The sequence below is a fragment of the Pedobacter zeaxanthinifaciens genome, from assembly GCF_003313335.1.
In the GTDB taxonomy this organism is placed as follows: domain Bacteria; phylum Bacteroidota; class Bacteroidia; order Sphingobacteriales; family Sphingobacteriaceae; genus Pedobacter; species Pedobacter zeaxanthinifaciens.
Map to the genome: position 1 here is coordinate 210,941 of NZ_QMHP01000002.1, position 18,841 is coordinate 229,781.

At 37.4% G+C, this 18,841-nt stretch carries 20 protein-coding genes; 10 read left to right on the plus strand and 10 right to left on the minus strand.

Annotation, left to right across the window (positions count from 1 at the left end; genetic code table 11):
* The first annotated feature begins 81 nt into the window (after window positions 1-81).
* From DUT68_RS03460 to DUT68_RS03500, 9 genes are all read left to right on the plus strand, one after another.
* The gene (locus DUT68_RS03460; protein WP_113635812.1) at window positions 82-486 is read left to right on the plus strand and encodes a VOC family protein; all 405 of its coding nucleotides are present in this window, start codon (window positions 82-84) and stop codon (window positions 484-486) included.
* Between the two features lie 70 nt (window positions 487-556).
* Window positions 557-847 (plus strand): hypothetical protein, encoded by a 291-nt coding sequence (locus DUT68_RS03465; RefSeq protein ID WP_113635814.1) that lies wholly within the window; start codon window positions 557-559, stop codon window positions 845-847.
* A gap of 68 nt (window positions 848-915) precedes the next feature.
* Entirely contained in the window at window positions 916-1,350 is a 435-nt protein-coding gene (locus DUT68_RS03470) for a DUF2147 domain-containing protein (RefSeq protein WP_113635816.1), read from the plus strand.
* A 6-nt stretch (window positions 1,351-1,356) separates the two neighbouring features.
* Window positions 1,357-2,379: a WD40/YVTN/BNR-like repeat-containing protein gene (locus tag DUT68_RS03475; RefSeq protein WP_113635818.1), complete on the plus strand. Its 1,023-nt coding sequence runs from the start codon at window positions 1,357-1,359 to the stop codon at window positions 2,377-2,379.
* Window positions 2,380-2,538: 159 nt separating this feature from the next.
* Complete coding sequence (locus DUT68_RS03480; RefSeq protein ID WP_113635820.1) at window positions 2,539-2,916, plus strand: response regulator transcription factor; 378 nt, start codon at window positions 2,539-2,541, stop codon at window positions 2,914-2,916.
* 15 nt (window positions 2,917-2,931) lie between these two features.
* Window positions 2,932-4,077 carry a HEAT repeat domain-containing protein gene (locus DUT68_RS03485; RefSeq protein WP_113635822.1) on the plus strand — a complete coding sequence of 382 codons (1,146 nt, stop codon included), beginning with the start codon at window positions 2,932-2,934 and terminating at the stop codon, window positions 4,075-4,077.
* Window positions 4,077-5,528 (plus strand): glycosyltransferase family 2 protein, encoded by a 1,452-nt coding sequence (locus DUT68_RS03490; protein ID WP_198659526.1) that lies wholly within the window; start codon window positions 4,077-4,079, stop codon window positions 5,526-5,528. Before DUT68_RS03485 ends, DUT68_RS03490 begins: the two co-directional genes overlap by 1 nt.
* Window positions 5,529-5,530: 2 nt before the next feature.
* On the plus strand, window positions 5,531-6,241 hold the full coding sequence (locus DUT68_RS03495) for a hypothetical protein (protein ID WP_113635824.1): 711 nt from the start codon (window positions 5,531-5,533) through the stop codon (window positions 6,239-6,241).
* Between the two features lie 22 nt (window positions 6,242-6,263).
* Entirely contained in the window at window positions 6,264-7,424 is a 1,161-nt protein-coding gene (locus DUT68_RS03500) for a hypothetical protein (protein ID WP_113635826.1), read from the plus strand.
* A 198-nt stretch (window positions 7,425-7,622) separates the two neighbouring features.
* On the opposite strand, the gene DUT68_RS03505 is transcribed toward DUT68_RS03500, so the two are convergent.
* From DUT68_RS03505 to DUT68_RS03530, 6 genes are all read right to left on the minus strand, one after another.
* A complete protein-coding gene (locus tag DUT68_RS03505) occupies window positions 7,623-8,633 on the minus strand; it encodes an SGNH/GDSL hydrolase family protein (RefSeq protein WP_113635828.1) in 1,011 nt (336 codons plus the stop codon).
* Between the two features lie 3 nt (window positions 8,634-8,636).
* The gene (locus DUT68_RS03510) at window positions 8,637-9,971 is read right to left on the minus strand and encodes an MBOAT family O-acyltransferase (RefSeq protein WP_157960759.1); all 1,335 of its coding nucleotides are present in this window, start codon (window positions 9,969-9,971) and stop codon (window positions 8,637-8,639) included.
* An 89-nt stretch (window positions 9,972-10,060) separates the two neighbouring features.
* Window positions 10,061-10,306, minus strand: coding sequence for an acyl carrier protein (locus DUT68_RS03515; protein WP_113635832.1), 246 nt, complete (start codon window positions 10,304-10,306; stop codon window positions 10,061-10,063).
* A 1-nt stretch (window position 10,307) separates the two neighbouring features.
* A complete protein-coding gene (locus DUT68_RS03520) occupies window positions 10,308-12,032 on the minus strand; it encodes an HAD-IIIC family phosphatase (protein WP_113635833.1) in 1,725 nt (574 codons plus the stop codon).
* Window positions 12,029-13,207: a hypothetical protein gene (locus tag DUT68_RS03525; protein ID WP_113635836.1), complete on the minus strand. Its 1,179-nt coding sequence runs from the start codon at window positions 13,205-13,207 to the stop codon at window positions 12,029-12,031. The genes DUT68_RS03520 and DUT68_RS03525 overlap by 4 nt, the downstream gene beginning before the upstream one ends.
* Window positions 13,208-13,209: 2 nt before the next feature.
* Entirely contained in the window at window positions 13,210-14,448 is a 1,239-nt protein-coding gene (locus DUT68_RS03530; RefSeq protein WP_113635838.1) for a YaiO family outer membrane beta-barrel protein, read from the minus strand.
* A gap of 250 nt (window positions 14,449-14,698) precedes the next feature.
* Here DUT68_RS03530 and DUT68_RS03535 point away from each other — a divergent pair, with 250 nt between their 5' ends.
* Window positions 14,699-15,352 (plus strand): response regulator transcription factor, encoded by a 654-nt coding sequence (locus tag DUT68_RS03535; protein ID WP_198659527.1) that lies wholly within the window; start codon window positions 14,699-14,701, stop codon window positions 15,350-15,352.
* Here the strand turns inward: DUT68_RS03535 and DUT68_RS03540 are convergent.
* The 4 genes from DUT68_RS03540 to DUT68_RS03560 all read right to left on the minus strand — a co-directional run bounded on the left by DUT68_RS03540 (window position 15,349) and on the right by DUT68_RS03560 (window position 18,811).
* Window positions 15,349-16,473: a serine hydrolase domain-containing protein gene (locus DUT68_RS03540; protein WP_113635840.1), complete on the minus strand. Its 1,125-nt coding sequence runs from the start codon at window positions 16,471-16,473 to the stop codon at window positions 15,349-15,351. The two genes, DUT68_RS03535 and DUT68_RS03540, sit on opposite strands and share 4 nt — an antisense overlap.
* Before the next feature lie 303 nt (window positions 16,474-16,776).
* Window positions 16,777-17,865 carry an FAD-binding domain-containing protein gene (locus DUT68_RS03550; RefSeq protein ID WP_113635843.1) on the minus strand — a complete coding sequence of 363 codons (1,089 nt, stop codon included), beginning with the start codon at window positions 17,863-17,865 and terminating at the stop codon, window positions 16,777-16,779.
* Window position 17,866: 1 nt separating this feature from the next.
* Entirely contained in the window at window positions 17,867-18,145 is a 279-nt protein-coding gene (locus DUT68_RS03555; RefSeq protein WP_113635846.1) for a TIGR03643 family protein, read from the minus strand.
* A 96-nt stretch (window positions 18,146-18,241) separates the two neighbouring features.
* Window positions 18,242-18,811 (minus strand): Crp/Fnr family transcriptional regulator, encoded by a 570-nt coding sequence (locus DUT68_RS03560; protein WP_113635848.1) that lies wholly within the window; start codon window positions 18,809-18,811, stop codon window positions 18,242-18,244.
* Window positions 18,812-18,841 lie beyond the last annotated feature (30 nt).

Consider the following 18,841-nt stretch of genomic DNA (forward strand, 5'->3'; position numbering starts at 1 on the left):
CTTAAAGCTTCCACAATTGAAAGTGTTTAAGTAGATCTTTTTTAATGCTTAACATCACCTCCACCATAAAAAAAATAAAAAATGGCAAAGCAGATATTTGTAAATATTCCCGTAACCAATTTAGATAAATCTATTGCTTTTTATAAGCATTTGGGATTTTCGTTTAACCAACAATTTACCAATGAGAAAGCAACTTGCATGGTTATTTCGGAGCATATCATGGTCATGCTGCTAAGCAACGAATTTTTCCAAACCTTTACACCAAAGCCCATAGCTGATGCCAAAACAAGCACATCGGTAATCATTTGTATTTCTGCCGAGAGCAGAGAAGAAGTGGACCGCTATGTAAAGCTCGCAATTGAGGCGGGCGGTAAAGCTGATGTTCCAAAACAAGATTTGGGTTGGATGTACGGGCATGGTTTCGAAGATTTAGATGGCCACATGTGGGAACTCAGCTACATGGATATGTCGGCCGTGCCGCAATAATACAACCGCAATTTGTTCGTGTAGCGAATTGCTGGTTTTAAACGTATATGATTAATTAGCCGATACATTCATGCTCATATTTAAAACCAATGTTGATTCAACACTCGAAGCTGCCAAAATTATTAGGCACTTAGAACAATCTTTGCCTATTCCTATAAATGCTAATTTTGATTTGGACGATTGCGACCGTATCCTACGTTTGTATTCCACTTCACCTTTAGAGCCATTGGTAGGTAAAGTGCAGGAGCTGGTTAACTTAGTTGGTTTCAATGCCGAAATATTGCATGATGATGTCCTCACCGATGCCACTCCAAAGCAGCAACAGCCGCTCAGTTTGCAGTTGCTTTGCTCTATCATTTGAGGATTATCATAATTTATCAAACCTTTTTGCCGTTAAATCCTTAACTTTAAAACAAAGAATTGTAAGTTATGTTAAGGAAATCCACATTTTTAGTACTTCTTTTATTGGGTTCAATCCAAATTTTTGCACAAAAAAAAGATGATATTTTGGGCAAATGGGTTAACCCGTCAGGTGAAGGTCAGATAGAAATTTATAAAAAAGGCGACAAATATTTTGGTAAATTGGTTTGGATAAAAGAGCCAAATAACCCAAATGGTAAGCCTAAAACTGATGAGAAAAATCCAAATGAAGGCCTTCGAAATAAGCCAGTTTTAGGATTGGAAATTTTAAAGAACTTCGAATTTAACGATGGTAAATGGGACGATGGAACTATTTATGATCCAAAATCAGGCAAAACCTATAGTTGTAAGTTGACGCTTAAAGATCAAAATCTCTTGAATATCAGAGGTTATATTGGCGTATCGTTAATTGGAAGAACAGAAGTTTGGAAACGAGTTAAATAAACCGCTATGTCCCAATTCATCAAACTAACGCTAGTTTTATTTTTAGCACCCTTACTTGCTGCAGCCCAACAATACACTTTCAAGCCATTGGCAGAAGGCGTAAAGTCTAGCTTCCGGGGTTTATCTGTAGTCAACAATAAAATTATTTGGGTAAGTGGCAGCAATGGCCACGTTGGCAAATCACTAAATGGCGGTAAAACTTGGGAGTGGATACAGCCTAAAGGTTACGAAAAGTTAGATTTTAGGGATATTCAGGCTTTTGATGCCAATAAAGCAATTATCGTAAACGCTGGTTCGCCAGCCTACATTTTATCTACTAAAGATGGCGGCAAAACCTGGACGGAAAATTATAAAAATACCGATAGCGCCATATTTCTAGATGGGATGGACTTTTGGGATGGGCAAAATGGGATGATATTTGGCGACCCAATCAATAAACAGTTACAACTGCTTAAAACCACCGACGGGGGAACAAGTTGGCAAAATGTTAGCCAAAACTTAGCGTTCCCAATGCACATGGGCGAGGCTGGCTTTGCGGCAAGTGGTACAACTATTAAAACCATGGGCGATGGTAAGGTGTGGATTGCTACGGGAGGTGCCGAATCAAATATTTATTATTCAGCTAACTACGGGAATACTTGGCAAAAGTACAAATGCCCAATCCAGCAGGGAGAAAGTAGCACCGGCGTGTTTTCAATAGATTTTTTTGATGCTAAAAACGGCTTAGCAGTTGGCGGCAATTACCTGAAAGATAAAGAAGCGCTTAACAACGTACTGTATACAAAAAACGGCGGTAAAAAATGGAAGAAACCTCGCAAAGGCGTTGCTGGCTATCGCTCGGGGGTAGTTTATGTCACCGAATATTTTTGTGTCGCAACAGGTACATCGGGTACTGATATCTCCGTAAACGGCGGTCGTACGTGGAAAAATATCTCATCTTTAAGCTTCAATGCAGTTAAAACGGCAGATCAACTAATTGTATTGGCTGGTGGAAGAGGGCAAATCTATCAGCTGCAAATCATTCCGTAATCTCGATATTCTACAAAATGTAGAAATAAATACACTTATAGGGAATAGTTAAATTATATTTGTGTAACGGAAAGTGTTACACAACGCTTAAACATAATAGTTTTAAGTATTCCTTAAAGTGGTAAGATATTTGTATTTCTAAAATTAAAGGTAAAAATTATGTCTAGGATATTGATTGCAGAAGATGAGGTGTTAATGCTGAAGGCATTAGAATTTAAGCTGAAGAAAGACGGCTATCAAGTTGACGTGGCTTCGGATGGCAAACAAGCCATGGAAAAAATCAAGCAAAACACCTACGACCTGATTTTGACTGACATCATGATGCCTTTTGTTGGAGGAATGGAAATATTGAGTTACGTTAAAAACGATCCTGTAAAAAAAATTACGCCTGTGCTGCTCATCTCGGCAGTGGGTTTAGAAGATGTGGTTTTGGAAGGATTTCGTTTAGGCGCCGAAGATTTTATTTACAAACCTTTCAACCTAAACGAGTTGTCGGTGAGGATACGACGACACGTGAAGCAAAACAACTTCGCTTAACCGAATTTCACGCCTATGAATTTCTTAGAAGGTTTAATAAATTACATTGCTGAAACTTACACAGATCGGCTAAATTACTTTCCGTCTAACGTAAAAACATCGTTGCTGATTATACTTTTTTGTGTAATCGCTACACTTGAAATGTACATTTACATCACCTTCCGCAGGTTGTCGCAAGCTAATGAAAAACGCCAGTTAGATAAGTGGAATGAGCATGTTTCTAATATGCTGGCCAATTTGATCATCTTTGATGAGGCAGACAAAACAGAGGATATTGTTGCCCATTTTTATCCGAAAATGAAGAAATGGCCTTTGAGAAACAAGGTGCTCAATAAGGTTTTGATTTCGGAAATATTAACTTATCACAAAAGCTTTACTGGTCAAATTGGTGAGGTATTGTCTATTTTATATCGCAAGTTAGGGCTCGATAAAAAATCGAAGAAGAAAATCAACAGTCGCAATTGGGAAGTTAAAATTGAAGGCATTAGAGAGGCTAATGAAATGCGTATTTCTGAGATGGCTGCAGAAATCATCAAATATACTGACGACGAAAATGCATTGTTACGTATGGAATCTCAGGCGGCCTACATCAATTTATCTGAAAATAATCCTTTCCACTTTTTGGATCGGGCACAAGAGCGAATTTTGGATTGGCACCAAGTGGTACTGTTCGAAATCATTACCAAAAACAAAGCACTTAAAATACCTTCATTCTCTCAATGGTTACGATCACCAAATGATACCGTAGTAATGCTTTGTTTAAAGTTAGTGGAACATTTTATGCAGTTTGAAGCCGCAGAAGAAGTAGAACGTTTATTGAAGCATCATAACCCTCGAATTGTTAAAAAATCGGTTGAAATTATCGGTAAATTGGAATTAGCAAGTGCCGAAACCAGTATGTTCGAGATCTATTTTGATCAACCTGAAGATGTTAAACTAGAGATATTGAATTCGCTTGGCAAAATTTCTTCTGGCAGTTACGAAAATTTCCTCATGTCGAGGATTTATTCTGGAAACGTAAAAATAAAAAAAGAGGCACTTTACGCTATCAAAAGAGATCAGCACCAAGGTGAAGAAAAATTAAGGGAGTTGTACCAACAAACTACCGTAGAAAACCAAGCACTAATTAATCACGTACTAGATAGCCGTATTAAGCCATAATGGATGAGTTTTTAGCCACATTTGAAACCTTTTTTAACAACGCTGTTTTTTATTATGCGCTGTTTGTTATGGGCTCATACGTAGCGCTGGCATTATTGTCGGCAGTGGAGATGAATGGCTATATGAAAAAGAATAGCTATGTAAGCTACCGTGAAATTTTAGTTTCGCCGCTGGCACCTCCAGTATCTATTTTGGCTCCGGCCTACAATGAGGAAGCAACTATTGTAGAAAACATCAGGTCATTGCTTTCATTACATTATGGCAATTATGAAGTGGTGATTATTAACGATGGCAGTAAAGACAACACTTTCCAGAAAATGTTTGACTTTTACCATTTGGAACGGGTTGATTTTGCTGTAGATTACCAAATACCATGTAACGAAATTAGGGGCGTTTACAAATCCAAGTTACCATCCTTTGCAAAATTAACCGTGGTTGATAAAGTGAACGGTGGCAAATCAGATGCTTTGAATGCAGGAATCAATGTGTCGTCAAAAGGTTTGATTTTATGTATTGATGTAGATTGTATTGTGCAGGAGGATGCCATTTTGAAGCTTGCAAAGCCTTATTTAGAAGAAAAACACATGGTGATTGCCACCGGTGGTGTAGTGCGTATTGCTAACTCTTGCAAAGTGGAGGATGGTAAGTTGGTGGAAGTAAACATGCCTCGCAATATTTGGCCACGTTTTCAAGTATTGGAGTACATCCGTGCTTTTTTAATGGGCCGTATGGCTTGGAGCCGCTTAAATGGCTTGCTTATCATTTCGGGTGCTATGGGCTTGTTTGATAAACGCACAGTGATTGAAGTTGGCGGATACGATCACAGTACGGTGGGAGAGGATATGGAGTTAGTGGTACGCATGCGTAGGTACATGCATGAGCAAGATAGGCGATATGCCGTAGTTTACATTCCGGATCCTTTGTGTTGGACTGAAGCGCCCGCCGATTTACAAATTTTAGGCAGACAACGTAACAGATGGACCAGAGGAACCATTGAAACATTGTTGAAGCATAAGGACTTATTTTTTAATCCGAGATATGGGATATTGGGTATGTTAAGCTACCCTTATTGGCTATTTTTTGAATGGCTGGCACCAATTATTGAGTTTTTAGGACTTTCGATATTTATCATTTTAGCAGTTACAGGGCATATTAACTGGGAGTTTTCTTCTATTTTGATTTGCATGGTCTATTTTTTCTCCGTTGCACTATCCACGGTAGCTGTTTTATTTGAGGAAATGTCGTACCAACAATACACCAAAGGTAAGGATTTGGTTAAGCTATTAATTGCGGCTTTTTTGGAGCCCTTATTATATCACCCATTAACCGTTTATTGGGCCATTAAAGGGAATATCCATAAGTTTACTGGAAAAAATACTTGGGGCGTAATGACCCGTAAGGGCTTTAGCAACACCAAAACTTCTGAATTAACTGATCAAACCACTACATAAGCATGGAACATACTTTTTTTGAAGCACCAGAATATCCAGTGCTTGATAGGTTTAAAAAATGTGCAGTAATATTTGTCAAACAAGCCATTGGTTTGCTTGTAGTTTTATTATTAGTGAGAATAGCTGAAATTGGTTTTGAAAGTTATGCGTTAAAGCCAAAAGAGAGCCTAATTGTGTTGATTATAGAGGGACTCATCTACACGTCTATTTATTTCTTAAAAGCATTACCTTTTTTGTTTTTGATATCGTTGGTTTTTTTCTTTTCGAACTTTGGTGAAACCACGCTCAAAATATGCAATTTCGTCGTTTTTTCGATTTTTTTAAGTTTTGAAATCGTGTTGGCTAAGTACTTTTTTAGTACCAAAACATTGTTGGGAGCCGAGGTTTTAACAAATGCCCCGAGTTTAATTGCCAAGTTGTTTTCTGTTGATGTGTATTGGTTGGCTGCCAATGTTGCGGCTTTAGTGTTACTTTGGTTTGCCATGCATTTTGCTAAATCGATAGAGTTTGTGGATAGCGTTTATGCACTTTCTATCATTGGTGTTGGAATTATACTGCTCTTTTTTGGAATATCGGCGTTGCCAAATGATGATGGAACTGAAAATTTTAAAATAAAGGTTTCTAAATCAGCGTACGTTGTAGATAAAGTTTATTCGGATTTGTTTGATAAAGAGCCGGTTGTAGATATCTACGATCAAAATTATTTCGATTAACCGTTACTCAAAATAATCAAACATGAAAACTAAAATGTTACTGCCATTATTGCTAATAATGGCTTTTTTCGCATGCAAGCGACTTGAATTAGCGCCGCTTGGAAACGATGATCATCAACTCAAGCTCGCTAAAATTTCCGCAGCAGTACCTACCAGTTCATCATCATTATATAGAGGTTTATATCTTGATTCCACTTCTTATATTTTAGGTGATACGGTTAAAGAAAACAAAGTTTTAAACTGGTGTGCTGCTAATCAAATCAAAACTATTACTTATTACGATATCAAGAGGTCCTTAGAACTAGGAAAATCAGCGCAATTAGCTAATTTTTTAAAACGTGCCCGAACCAACTACGGCATTAAAGAAAATGCAGTGGTAGTGGCTAGCTATTACCGTATCCAAAACATGGTAGATACTTTTAACAATAACAAAGTAGATACGCTGAAACGCTTTAACTGGGTACACTTTGAGTTGGAGTGGTGGAATGGCGAATCGACCTTTAGCAACTACATTAGCGAGCTGTCAACCATTAAAGCTTGGGGATTAGCGCAAAGTCCCAAAATACGTACCGAAAACTATATTGGCTGGTTTACGGATCCATCAGGCCAAGATTCGCTGATGGCAAGTAGTTTGATACAAAATAGCCATCGTATCCATGTACATGACTATTACCCATCTCCATCATGGAACTATATTCAAAACAGGGTAGATTATTTAGGACGGGCAGCTCACGCTTTAGGTAAACAAGTGCCTATCATTCCAATATTTAATGCTGATGCTGCGGTGACTGGAACTTATTTTCAAAGCAATTCTTTTGATAGTGCCTACGAAACGGTGATTAATGGTTATGCTGCATCATCCATTCCTAAAAAGAGCAATGTGGATATTATTGGTTATCAGTTATTTTCTTATAGCGAAGCTAGAGATGCTAGGCCCTTACCAAAAGTGATTACTTTTAAGGTAAATAACGCACCTTCCAAACCTATAAGTGGTGTAATTAGAATCTATGATAATATCAATAAACTAATAGATACGAAAAATTTTTATGCTAATACCAATGTATTGGAGCCTATGAAACAACCAAATAGTTGGCGTATGGAAGTTGATGTTACTAACGCGGCGACAGTAAGATACGTGATGGAAGTTTATATTAAGGGAATTTCGTGGAGTCGTTTACAATAGCTGGTAACACCACAAGAACATTAATGAAAGTGCCATTTCCTTCGGGCTTACACAGTTTGCAGGGAAATGTAACACTTACTTTTTATCCATACTAATCAATTAAAATTAGCGGTTAATAAAAAAGCTGTCTTAAAAAGTTTAAAAATAATCCTTCAATAATTTGGGATTAGCGAAGACCAATTTAAGACAGCTTTTAGCTTATTTGAGTGTTTTATACAAACTTAACTCTGTTTCTGTAGGCTTAATTTCGTCAGCTTTTCTGCTGTATTTGATACGATGAGTGAAATATAAGTCGGCAATATCATCACCACTTGATTGCAAGAAGATGATATCCGGTTCAGTATACTTCAATTTATCATTCCATAACGATAAATAATCATCTACTGAATAACCGATTTTTGCGGCATTTATCACTTCTTTGTTAGGGAACATAGCTTGCAATTGCCCAGAGCCGGTTTTGTTATTATCCAAAAATGGGAAAAACAAAGCTGAGTCACCAATGTAAAGAATGCGCTGTTTAGTTTTAGGGAAAGTTAAATCATAATCCATTCTTAAACCTTGGCTGTTAGTTACCAGTTTGTAAGGTAAGTTTTTGCCACCATCGGTGATGGTATTTTGGTTAGGATCTTGGTCGCCGAAAACTTTAGGACGCTCTGTGTAAGTAGCAGTAGTTTTAACGTTATCGTACTTTTTAACATATTTAGCCATTTCATTGGTTAAAATACGTGCGCCATTTTCGTTAAAGTGGCCATCAACTGGCATAAACGTAATTTCCTCAGGTTTTTTGTTGCTAATCAACGGTACAAAATCAATAAAATCAACTCCGTTTGTTTTGCATAAATTGCTGATGAACTCTTTTCCAACTCTTTGCATAGGGATGGTAGGTTCGGTAGTAATCCAGCAGAAAACTAGTTTAGCTCCTGTGGCTTTCATTTCTTTTACCAGCTGCTCAAAGTCAGTTTTGTAACGTTGCTTTAATTCATCTAAAGTTTTTTTGGCAAGGTCGTTATCTGCGTAAAGTTCTTCTCTCGGGATTTTATCATAATCGCTTAGATTGATGCCGCTAGAAGTAGAATCGCCAGCTTTTTCGCCTGAACTAACTGCCGAGCTAACTACGCTGTCTTTGTCCTTGCTTTTTTCATAAAAGAAATATCCTAATACTCCAAGTATCAAGACTGCTGTTAAAATTTTTACTGCGTTTTTATTCATGATTTAAAATTGAAAATATAGAAATTCTGTTTGGTTGTTTAAATTCTTTGAAGAGAATATCGTAATGATGATTAATGCACAAATAGCCCACTTAATGTAATATGGCCAGTTGATGATTTGCAATGCGTAAGGTTTGCTTCGTTGAAACCATTCAAATAGGAGCAAGCCCACAATGTAGAGGAGGTAAACGGAATTTACCTCAGGTTGAAACACCCATTTGGCAGTTACAATTTGCTTTAAAATGCCATAAAAGTGATCAACACTGGTAGCCCTAAATATCAACTGTGTGAAGCTCCAAAAGATAAAAACTAAAATGCCGCTCCCTATGGAATATGCAATTGGGTTGTATTTTTTGGCCCAGCCTTTTCTTTTCTTTTTGGTGAGCAACTCGTAACCTATGGCTATGCCATGTACGGCACCCCAAATAATGAATGTCCAGTTAGCACCATGCCACAAACCACTAATGGTAAAACTTACCAAAGCGGCGTAAAATATGCCAAATTTACCCCAGGCCCTTTTGTTGAACGAGATAGGAGTGAAGAGGTAATCTTGTATCCAATTGGATAAAGACATGTGCCATTTACGCCAAAACTCCGAAACACTAGTAGAAAAAAATGGATAATTGAAGTTTTGTAACAGCTCAAAGCCTAGCAAACGGGCGCATCCTAAAGCGATATCAGAGTAGCCTGAAAAATCACAATACATTTGAAACGTAAACATGATTACCGCAATAATGAGCGTAATAGGATGTAAATCTTGATAGTGGGCAAAAGCGTAGTTCACCTGAGTTGCAAGGGTATCAGCAATCACAATTTTTTTGAAGAATCCCCAAAGCATTTGCATTAAACCATCTTCCATTTTAATCCAACTGAACTGGCGCTTGTTGGCAAATTGAGGTAGTAAGTGATTGGCTCTTTCAATAGGTCCAGCTACCAGCTGCGGGAAAAAGGCAATGTGCGCAATAAACTCAAAATAATTATTGGATGCTGGGTATTTACGTTGGTATACATCATAGGTGTAGCCCAAAATGTGGAATGTGAAGAAGCTGATGGCCAGTGGAAGGGCAATTTGCAATGGCGTATAATCCACGTTAAAGCCTAAGTTTTTAGCGAAATCAGTAAATGAAGAGATGAAAAAATTAAAGTACTTGTAATAGCACAAAATTCCAATATGAACCACAATACTTAAGTTCATATAAAGGCGTCGCTTTTTATCACTATCAGTTTCGCTAAGTAATTTGGTTACAAAAAACCCAAACGTTGAACTGAAAAGCAGTAAAAAACAAAAACGCCAATCCCACCAACCATAAAAAACATAGCTGGAAACTAATAACAGCATGTTTTGCCATTTTCTATTCGCTTTTAGCGCCCAATACAGTATAAAAACTATCGGGAAGAAAATGAAAAAGGAAAATGAAGAAAAAAGCATTACCTAGATTTTTCGATAATTAGATTAACCAAATCACCAATATTTTTTAGGTTTTGAATTTCGGGCAAGGTGAACTTGAACCCATACTTTTTCTCTACTGCATAAATAATTTGGATGTGGTTAAGGGAGTCCCAACCGTCTACATCATTAGCAGTAGTTTCTGGCGTTAACGATACTTCGCCTTCATCAATTACCTCGGTAAAAATTTCGTTTAATTCTTCAATAATTTGTAGTTGTGTTTTCATGTTATATTGTAGTTTGTATTTGTACTTCAAAAGGTTGATAGTTTGCTATATCAAGAGACCAATAGGAATCATCTGCTTGGTTGGCCAAAAAGCCTAAATCTTTATAATGCTCCTTCACTAGCGCATTTTTTGGAGTTGCTAAGTACTGTCCTCCAATTTTACTGCAGCCCAGTGATTTTGCAAATTCAACCAAATAGTTGAGCGTAAATTTTTCCATTCCTCGTTTTAACACACGGCAGCTCATGATCCAGTTTTCTATGAAAAGTTCTTCCGCTCGTTTTTCTAAAAATAATGCAGCTATTAGTCCATAATCGCCGTATTTATCCTTCAATGAGAATGAAATTACCTTGTGATTTGGGTTGTTGCTATAGTTGGATAAGGACTCTTCATCAAAACGAATGGTTCTGAGGTTAAACTGGTTTGATCTTAGTGAAAGCTGCGCAATTCTTGGCAAACTAAAAGGGCTAATTGCCTCAACTTTACAAGTCATAGCTAGGCTTTGCAAAAAGGCGTCTTCATTATCGAAGTAAGTTTTAGCCTTTACTCGGTTGGCTTCCTCCTTATATTGTACGGTGCGTTTATTATCTAACTGTGTTACATTGGCCGCCTCGAATAAATTCAGCGAGTTAACGTAATCTAAATACTCAGCGGGATTTTCTGGCAAATCTGGAACGGTAACTAATGGCAAATTTTGTTTTACCATTTCCCGTTCAAAGGGATTATCGTCCAAAAATACCATCGAATCAAATCCTATGTTTAAAATTTCCTGTATTTTTTGAATGTTGGTGACCTTGTTGTCCCAGTTGGCCATAAATACAGAAATATCATCTTCTTTTAAAACCATTTCCTGATGCTGCTGAAAAGGTTCAAGTGCAATGCTTTCGGTATTTTTACTAGCTACACATAAAATGATTCCCCTGTTTTTGAGTTCCTTTGCCCAATACTGAAGCTTGGTAAAGGCTTTTCCAATACCGAGTCCGCCAATTTGTATGTTATTGATACCGTCATCACCAATAATGCCGCCCCATGTGGTGTTGTCTAAATCTAGGATGAGGCATTTCTTCAAGTCGCCAAGCCTAACTTTGATAATGTCGATTACATTTTTGGCAATCAGCGGTAAAAAATCCAATGTAAAGTACATGTCGGCTTGTATCAGCAGCTGGTTATCTTTAATGAAATTGATGCCGTATTTATTTTGCTGACTAAGTAAATCCACCAAGTAAAACCCAGTGGTTTCTGATGCTAACTTACTAAGTTCGAAATTTAACTCCCTACATTGGTAAATAAACGATTCGGGATATTGTGCGGCGTAATTACCATACACGCCATCGTTAACTTCGCAAAAGTTGAAATATAGTATTGTAGCTCCAAGTTGTTTTGCAATGCTACTATATTCTTTAACTGTCTCAATTTTTTGTTTGGCAAAGCTATTTTTCTCTTCGGTAGGCGTTTTATAAAAATCGTCTTTTAATTTGGTTTCAGCTTCAAAAATGAGGATGTAATTTGGCTTAAAGCCATGTAAATCCGACATTGGATTTTTAAACTGAAGTGCAATTTGGTTGTACGGCGCTTCGTAAACATCTAATTTAATAGCCTCTTCAACAGCGTAGCCAACAATAGCGGTACTCAAAAATTGAGTAGCAGTATCGCCCAAGATGGCCATTTTTAGTTGGTGCTTAGGCGAAAATTCTTTCTTTAAATTCTTTTTAAGCGAGTTGAAGTTCATTTTTGGCTTTTCTTTTCTTCGTTAAGATCTTCCCTGTATCTTTTTAAAATAGTTTCAATCATCGGTCGATAGAACTCCCAAAAGAAACTCACCCTTTCAGCTGCAACATCATTATTGTAAAATAGCTTACGGAAGTAACTGATTCCTTTAAAGTACGAGCCACCTTGTGAGATGGGGTTATCCGCATAGTCGCCGCAGAAGTAAAGAAACTTATAATCAGCTTCGTAATGCTCAATAATTGCTGGGAACTGCCTCGGGATATTATTCTTTGCCAATATTTCAGCTCCTTTTTCATTGGGTTGTAAGTCGTAAAACGAAATAATTTTATTCGACCTAGAAGTACGGATCACATCAAACCAAAAGGGGTACTTCATACTTTTAGGGATGTTGTACTTTTCACGATTTTTCTTGGTAGTTAAGATGTACGGTACTTCAGCATTTAAATCGGTAAGGTATTCCAGCACCACAATTTTATCGTCCTTATTTACGAATGCTATCCCCGACTTTTTAAATGGCCATTGATTGTTGTTTTGAGCTTTGTAATTTTTCACCAGCCAGTAGGGAAGCTCCTTATTTTGTAGCGTGTCAAACGAATCGAAGTATTTTCCTACCCAGCCTGTCCATTTAATTTTAAAGGTTTGCTCAAAATCTCGTGCAACATTGGCAGGAGTTGGCGTAGCAAAAGTGTTGAACTCGGTGATGATCAGCTTTTTCTTCCTTTTCATACTTTTGAGGAAAAGCATATCGTTGCTCGATAGGCCTCCATAAAGTAATCGCTGTCTTTCCGTAATGTTTTTAGCTAAGTACCATTCTTTTGAATAGATGCCGTAAGTATCCGTAAAATAGGCCATTTCGGCATCATTGCTAAGCTTTTCTAAATTTTCCTTGGTAACATATTCCAGCCCTTTCAGGTCAAATTTTTTATTCTTATTTGGGAAAAAGCCAAAATAATCTCTTCCAACTTTATATAAGTCGCTGCGTGTTTTACTGTATTTGTTGTTTCTTAATACCCAAGTAAGCGAAGCATGTTCTTGCCCGGTTTTAAAAAGTACCGTCTTATCTACAATGGCAATAGTGAGTTTAGTTTTAGGCCAAACCAACCAAATTAGGAACATCCAAAGTGGTAAGCCAATCACAAAATAAAAGAGAAGCGTGTTAATGGGAGCTCTTCTCATAACTAAAAACGTTTGTTGATGCTTACACTTAAACCAATTTGGTTGCCCCACGTGTTGGTGGCATACTCTTCATAATACCAAAGTCCAGAAGCTGCAACGGCTAAATTCTTAACAACATCTCTGGAATAGTTTAAGCCAAACTTGTATGATTTTAAGTTTGCCGTTTGGTCGATATTTCGAACTCTGTCATCTGGCGAAACCCCTGTTCCAATTTGCATACCAACTAAATTGAAGCGGTCGGAAAAATAATACCTGACATTTAACGTGTGTGACTGGAACGATTGCTGGCTAACGAGTGAAATATACGATTGTACATTGATGTACCAGTTTTTGATGTATTTACCCAAGCCAACAACAGCTATGTATGATTCAATAGGATTGAAGTTTAAATATCTGAAACCCATTTCACCATCAAATTTTTTAGGCAGCATAAAATAAATGGAACCGCCAGCTCTAAATTTGGGGAATATGCTCGACGGTGATGCGCCAACGCCAATATAGGTGTAAACTTTATCGGAAAGTACTGGATAGGCATCTATTTCGCCCTGAAAGCCGTTTTTGCCATAACGGTTGCTGTACCATAACCTGCCCGATACATAGCCGAGAGTGGTGTTTCTACTGTAATCGGCATATGCAAAATGCCAAGGATCGGGAAAACGCTTGTCGAAATAAATATACTCATAGCCTAGGCCAACCATATTTTTGGTGTCATCCCTCTTAAGTAAGTCCAAAAACCCTCGCAACGTGTCTAAATCTTTGTGGCTGTTATAAAAGCTAGCTGCTTTTTTATCATCTTTCATTGCTGCTAGTACTTTTGCCTTTTTCACAATTAAATCTGCAGAGTTAGAGTCGTATAAAAGTCCTTGATTGGCGTGGTCCAATGCTCTTCTGAAATTTTGGTTCCAATATTCCAAATCAACCAATGCGGCATGTGCTTCAATATTTTTAGGCGTTTTAGCCAGCACTTGGTTTAGCTCGTACCTGGCGCTATCCAAGTTGTTATTCCAGGTGTAAACTCGTCCCAAAAAAATCCTTACATCTGCGTAATCCGGGCTTTTTTGCAAGGCAAGCTTTAGTGTGCTGATAATTTTTGGATAGTTTTCTTTCTCTTTTGGGATATTCCTAGCGGCATTAAAAAGCTCGTCGGGAGTTAAATTGCTTTGCTGCGAATACACGCTGTAAGCAAATAACAGCTGTAGAAATACAGTAAATGCTAGTGTGTTAATTAACTTGTTTTTCATTCGGTTGATGTAATTAAGATAGTATTTCAGTACAAAAAGTTCATCATAATACTGGTTTTATTGCAGTAATATTCAGTTGTTTATATTCTTATAATCTCTAAAAATAATAAGAGTACTGCACTTTGTAAAATTTTTGATAAAATAATCCTAAAACAGATTGTAATTTGACATAATTTAACTTGATTTGTGATGGTGTAAATAGAAAAGTGTTGCGGTATATTGCTGAATTATAGTTGTTTAATTTTGTTTGATGAACATTGCAGAAAAGATAGCCTCATTGAAATTAGTGGCTGATGATTTACCAATTCCAATTATAGTACAGTCGTTGCCTAACTACGCAGTATTGTATATGAATAAAGTAGGGCTAGAGATATTAGGTGTTGATTTGACTGAGCTGCAAACAATTGATCCGCGTACGTATGTAGCAAGGTATTTCAATATGGAAGATGACAAAGAATACTCGGAGAAAATCAAACAAAGGCTGGCCCAATTTTCGGATCAACATACTTCTTATTTTCAGCAGGTTAAATCTAAAGATGGAGTTTGGGAAGTTTACGCCAGTAACACGAAGGTATTTGCGAAGGATAACCTAGGCGAAGCAACCCACTTGGTTACCACTGCAAGTCCTTTGGCGGCGGAACATCATATCACCATCAAAATTAACAGATTGATGGATGATGTTAGGTTTTTACGTGAGAATGCTACTGTTTTCGCAAAGCTTTCAGCGAGGGAGCGTGAGGTGTTAAAACTGATGGCTTTGGGCTTAAGTTCTACAGAAATTGCCACTCAACTATTCATTGCCATGGCCACTGTAGATACGCACCGACGTAACATCAGGAAAAAACTACTTCTTAAAAACAACTACGAAGCGGTAAAATTTGCGCAGGCGTTTAATCTACTCTAATTTTTGATTACGTCTTGATAAAGGATGTTGTACGTTTCTTTGATGATAGATTTGAAGCCGTCTTTGCTGCTTGGTCCCGTGCCGTTGGTAATAATCACAATGCCAAATTTCTCTTTTGGATCAAAAAACATAGCACTAAACAAACCATAGGCGGAACCTGTGTGCCCTACCAGTTGCTTGCCATCAATGAGCTTGTTGCTTAGGCTTAATGCCAAACCATATGCTGCTTCTTGATTTACTGGAGTTTGCATCAACTTGGAGCTTTTTTTAGAGATGATTTTTACGCCGTTAACTTTGCCGTAGTGCAGGTGCATAGCCATGTATTTGGCTAAATCGGCTGCAGAAATCTTAACGCCGCCTGTAGGCGATAAAATGGGAGTGCTATAACCTAATTGGTAAGTGGCCAATTCTTCTCTGCGTGGTGCATAAGCAGCTGCGGCTAGTTTGAATGTTTTGTTTTCATATTCGTATAATGATGCAAATTTTTTGCCATCTAACGAGTCAACACAATGTCCGCCGTACAAATTTAAGGGGTTTAAAATATGTTGTTTGATGTAACTATCAAACCGCTGTCCAGTAGTGCGTTCAATTACAGCGCCAACCATATTATAGTTTAAGTTGCAGTATAAAAAAGCTGTTCCGGGTTGCTTATCGGTGTAGCATTTTTCCCAATTGGGATTTTTAGATGGATTAATCGCATCCAAATTAAAATAACCTTGACTATCGTTGATGCTTGAGGTGTGAGAAAGCACCATGCGCAAAGTAATTTTGGTTTCCGGATACTTTGGGTTTTTAATTTCGAAACCTACCAACTTTCCAAAATCGTCATCGAGGGATAGTTTTTTTGCTTCAACCAACTGCATAATGGCGGTTGCTGCAAATGATTTTGAGATGGAAGCAATTCTAAATATATCTTCGTTTGTTAAATCTGTATTTTCTTCAATGCTTTTTTTTCCAAATGAATGGTTATAAACCAAATCGCTCCCTTTAATTACTGCCACTGATAGGCCAACTACCTCATTTTTTTGCATCGACTCGATAATTTTTGCTTCAGTTTTTTCTAACTGGGCATGTCCGGTAATGGAGAAAAATAAAAAAAGGAGTAGAAATAACGGTCTCATATTTTGCTTAGTTGAATGCACTAAGTTAAAATTTTATACACAAACTTTAACAGCATTTCTTAAAGCCAAGCAATTTGCAACGAAACAATTAAAGATAAAGGTTTCGAAAAACGATAAGCAGACTTTGCGTTCTTTGCGAAACCTTAAAATCTTTGCGATAAAATCTTTGTAAACCACCAAGCCACAAAGTGCGCCAAATTTGCGCAAAGAGCGAATTAAGATACAACTCAAAGACAGACTCGCGGCTTATACTTTAAGTTGAAATTTTCACTTAGAGTGGCTTTTCAGTGTTGATTTATCTTCTTATTTCAAGTATTTAACGCATTTTTTCCAATAACTGAAAAACGACGGGAAATAACCTTTTACTTCATCAAACATCCAATCTCTCTGGTGTTCAATTCCTTGATAATGCTTGCAGGTTGGATGTTCTTTAAAATAAATGGGCTGCTTGTTGATCAAACTGCTTATTTCGGCAAATTCACCTACAAAAATTTGAATGCCCTGAATGTTTTGAGCCAATTTCAAGACGAAATCAATGGTCTTGTTGCTTACTGGGTACTCAGCGAAAAAGCTAGGTTCTAGCAATAACACACGGTTGGCTTGGGTGTCTTGCATCCAAGTACAATCCAAATTGTAAAAGTTGTAAATGCAGGTAGGTAGGTTATTGTTGATTTGGATGCTTGTTGCTTGAGGCAAATTGGTGGAAAGCGCAAGTTCCGTTAATGGAAGTAACGCTGTTGGAGTATCAATATGCTCAAATGCCTCGTAAGGCACATCCAAAAAAGTATTTTTTTGCTGCGTGTAGCAATACCTGTTAATGTTTTCTTGGTTGGCAAAATATTTCTTGCTGCTGAAGCTACCAGCAACCCATTGCCAGCTCAATGCATTGCTTGCCCAATCTGCATCCAATAAATGATAATAAAGCCACTTTGCGGGTAATTTCCAATGACTTTTTGCGATGTTGCAGCAAACGCTTGCTGTATACATCCTTACGTGATTGTGCATATAGCCATGTTCATAAAGTCGCTTAATGGCGTCATCAATGGCGTTAATTCCAGTTGTGTGGGTAACAATTGCCTCCGAAATTTGGTTGTTGTTCGCGTTCGGTTGGCTTTGTTTCAAGTCTTCGTGTATTTCGTTTCCTTTGGCAACCCAAACTTGCTGGAAATAATCTCTCCAAGCCAATTCTTTCAAAAAACTTTCAATTTGTTGCGGATGATAACCTTTTTGAAGTACAGCATTTGCAACCATTTTTGTAGAAATAACTCCTCTTGAAATGTAAGGCGAAAGCTTTGTTACTGCACCATCAGTATAATTTCTTGTTTTGCCATAGGCGATGGGATCAATCTTGTCGATTAATTGCAGTATTTCGCTGTAATTGGTATTGAACATGCTATCTTTTACTGATTTTATTGAGCGAAATATTTCTTTGCAAGCTGCATTTGAACCGGTCAATTCCTGGATTTCTTTTGTGAAGGTGCTTTTGACTCACGCCGCTGTGGACTCTTTTTCGCCACAAATTAAAGCTGCTTCTTTTAAGCTCTGAGCGCATTAATTTAATCACCTCACTTTCATTAAGGTTAAATTGTGCTTCGATCGCTTCAAAAGGGGTTCTATCTTCCCAAGCCATTTCAATAATTCTGTCTTTATTGGCTATGCTTAATGCTTCCATTGCTAAGTTAAAACTGTTGGTTTATTTCTGTATTAAATTAGTACAAAAATATTCATTGTTTTGTTTTTAGCTGGCGCTCAATTAAGAAATGACATTTTACTTATGCAATCTGCTTAGCGTTTCTCTGGATACACCTAAATAGTGTGCAATCATGGTTTTGGAAACTCGTTGAAATAGTTGAGGATATTGCTCTAATAAAAGTTCATACTTTTCGTTAGGCGAACTTTTCATCATGGAAAGCACACGTTTTTGTAGGGCAACATAACCGCCAAATGATTTTTTTCCAAAGAAGACATTCATTTGAGGCACTTTTTCGCATAAGCTTGCTTTATCTGCCAAGCTCAATTCCAATACAATGCAATTTTCCAATGCCTGTACACACATATCGCCGCTTTGTTGTTTGGCATAGGCCGGATAATCTGATACCCACCAATTCTCCATGGCAAACTGTAGAATATGTTCCTTAGCTTTCTCGTCAAATAGGAAAGTTTTTAACAAACCTTCAACCACTAAAAACTCTGAGGTAACTTTTTGACCAGCTTTGATGAGGTATGATTTTTTAGCTACTGTTTTAGGCGTGAAGTGTTGAAGAACAATATCAAATTGCTCATTGCTTAACGTTATGATTTGTTGAATATGTTGACGTAAAAAAGAAGCGTGTTCCATTTGGTAAAGTTACAAAATGAAACACGCTTT

Bases quoted from the DNA above. Each gene is read 5' to 3' on its own strand.
- DUT68_RS03460 (WP_113635812.1), top strand. From the start codon at position 82: ATGGCAAAGCAGATATTTGTAAATATTCCCGTAACCAATTTAGATAAA.
- DUT68_RS03465 (WP_113635814.1), top strand. From the start codon at position 557: ATGCTCATATTTAAAACCAATGTTGATTCAACACTCGAAGCTGCCAAA.
- DUT68_RS03470 (WP_113635816.1), top strand. From the start codon at position 916: ATGTTAAGGAAATCCACATTTTTAGTACTTCTTTTATTGGGTTCAATC.
- DUT68_RS03475 (WP_113635818.1), top strand. From the start codon at position 1,357: ATGTCCCAATTCATCAAACTAACGCTAGTTTTATTTTTAGCACCCTTA.
- DUT68_RS03480 (WP_113635820.1), top strand. From the start codon at position 2,539: ATGTCTAGGATATTGATTGCAGAAGATGAGGTGTTAATGCTGAAGGCA.
- DUT68_RS03485 (WP_113635822.1), top strand. From the start codon at position 2,932: ATGAATTTCTTAGAAGGTTTAATAAATTACATTGCTGAAACTTACACA.
- DUT68_RS03490 (WP_198659526.1), top strand. From the start codon at position 4,077: ATGGATGAGTTTTTAGCCACATTTGAAACCTTTTTTAACAACGCTGTT.
- DUT68_RS03495 (WP_113635824.1), top strand. From the start codon at position 5,531: ATGGAACATACTTTTTTTGAAGCACCAGAATATCCAGTGCTTGATAGG.
- DUT68_RS03500 (WP_113635826.1), top strand. From the start codon at position 6,264: ATGAAAACTAAAATGTTACTGCCATTATTGCTAATAATGGCTTTTTTC.
- DUT68_RS03505 (WP_113635828.1), bottom strand. From the start codon at position 8,633: ATGAATAAAAACGCAGTAAAAATTTTAACAGCAGTCTTGATACTTGGA.
- DUT68_RS03510 (WP_157960759.1), bottom strand. From the start codon at position 9,971: ATGCTGTTATTAGTTTCCAGCTATGTTTTTTATGGTTGGTGGGATTGG.
- DUT68_RS03515 (WP_113635832.1), bottom strand. From the start codon at position 10,306: ATGAAAACACAACTACAAATTATTGAAGAATTAAACGAAATTTTTACC.
- DUT68_RS03520 (WP_113635833.1), bottom strand. From the start codon at position 12,032: ATGAACTTCAACTCGCTTAAAAAGAATTTAAAGAAAGAATTTTCGCCT.
- DUT68_RS03525 (WP_113635836.1), bottom strand. From the start codon at position 13,207: ATGAGAAGAGCTCCCATTAACACGCTTCTCTTTTATTTTGTGATTGGC.
- DUT68_RS03530 (WP_113635838.1), bottom strand. From the start codon at position 14,448: ATGAAAAACAAGTTAATTAACACACTAGCATTTACTGTATTTCTACAG.
- DUT68_RS03535 (WP_198659527.1), top strand. From the start codon at position 14,699: ATGAACATTGCAGAAAAGATAGCCTCATTGAAATTAGTGGCTGATGAT.
- DUT68_RS03540 (WP_113635840.1), bottom strand. From the start codon at position 16,473: ATGAGACCGTTATTTCTACTCCTTTTTTTATTTTTCTCCATTACCGGA.
- DUT68_RS03550 (WP_113635843.1), bottom strand. From the start codon at position 17,865: ATGTTCAATACCAATTACAGCGAAATACTGCAATTAATCGACAAGATT.
- DUT68_RS03555 (WP_113635846.1), bottom strand. From the start codon at position 18,145: ATGGAAGCATTAAGCATAGCCAATAAAGACAGAATTATTGAAATGGCT.
- DUT68_RS03560 (WP_113635848.1), bottom strand. From the start codon at position 18,811: ATGGAACACGCTTCTTTTTTACGTCAACATATTCAACAAATCATAACG.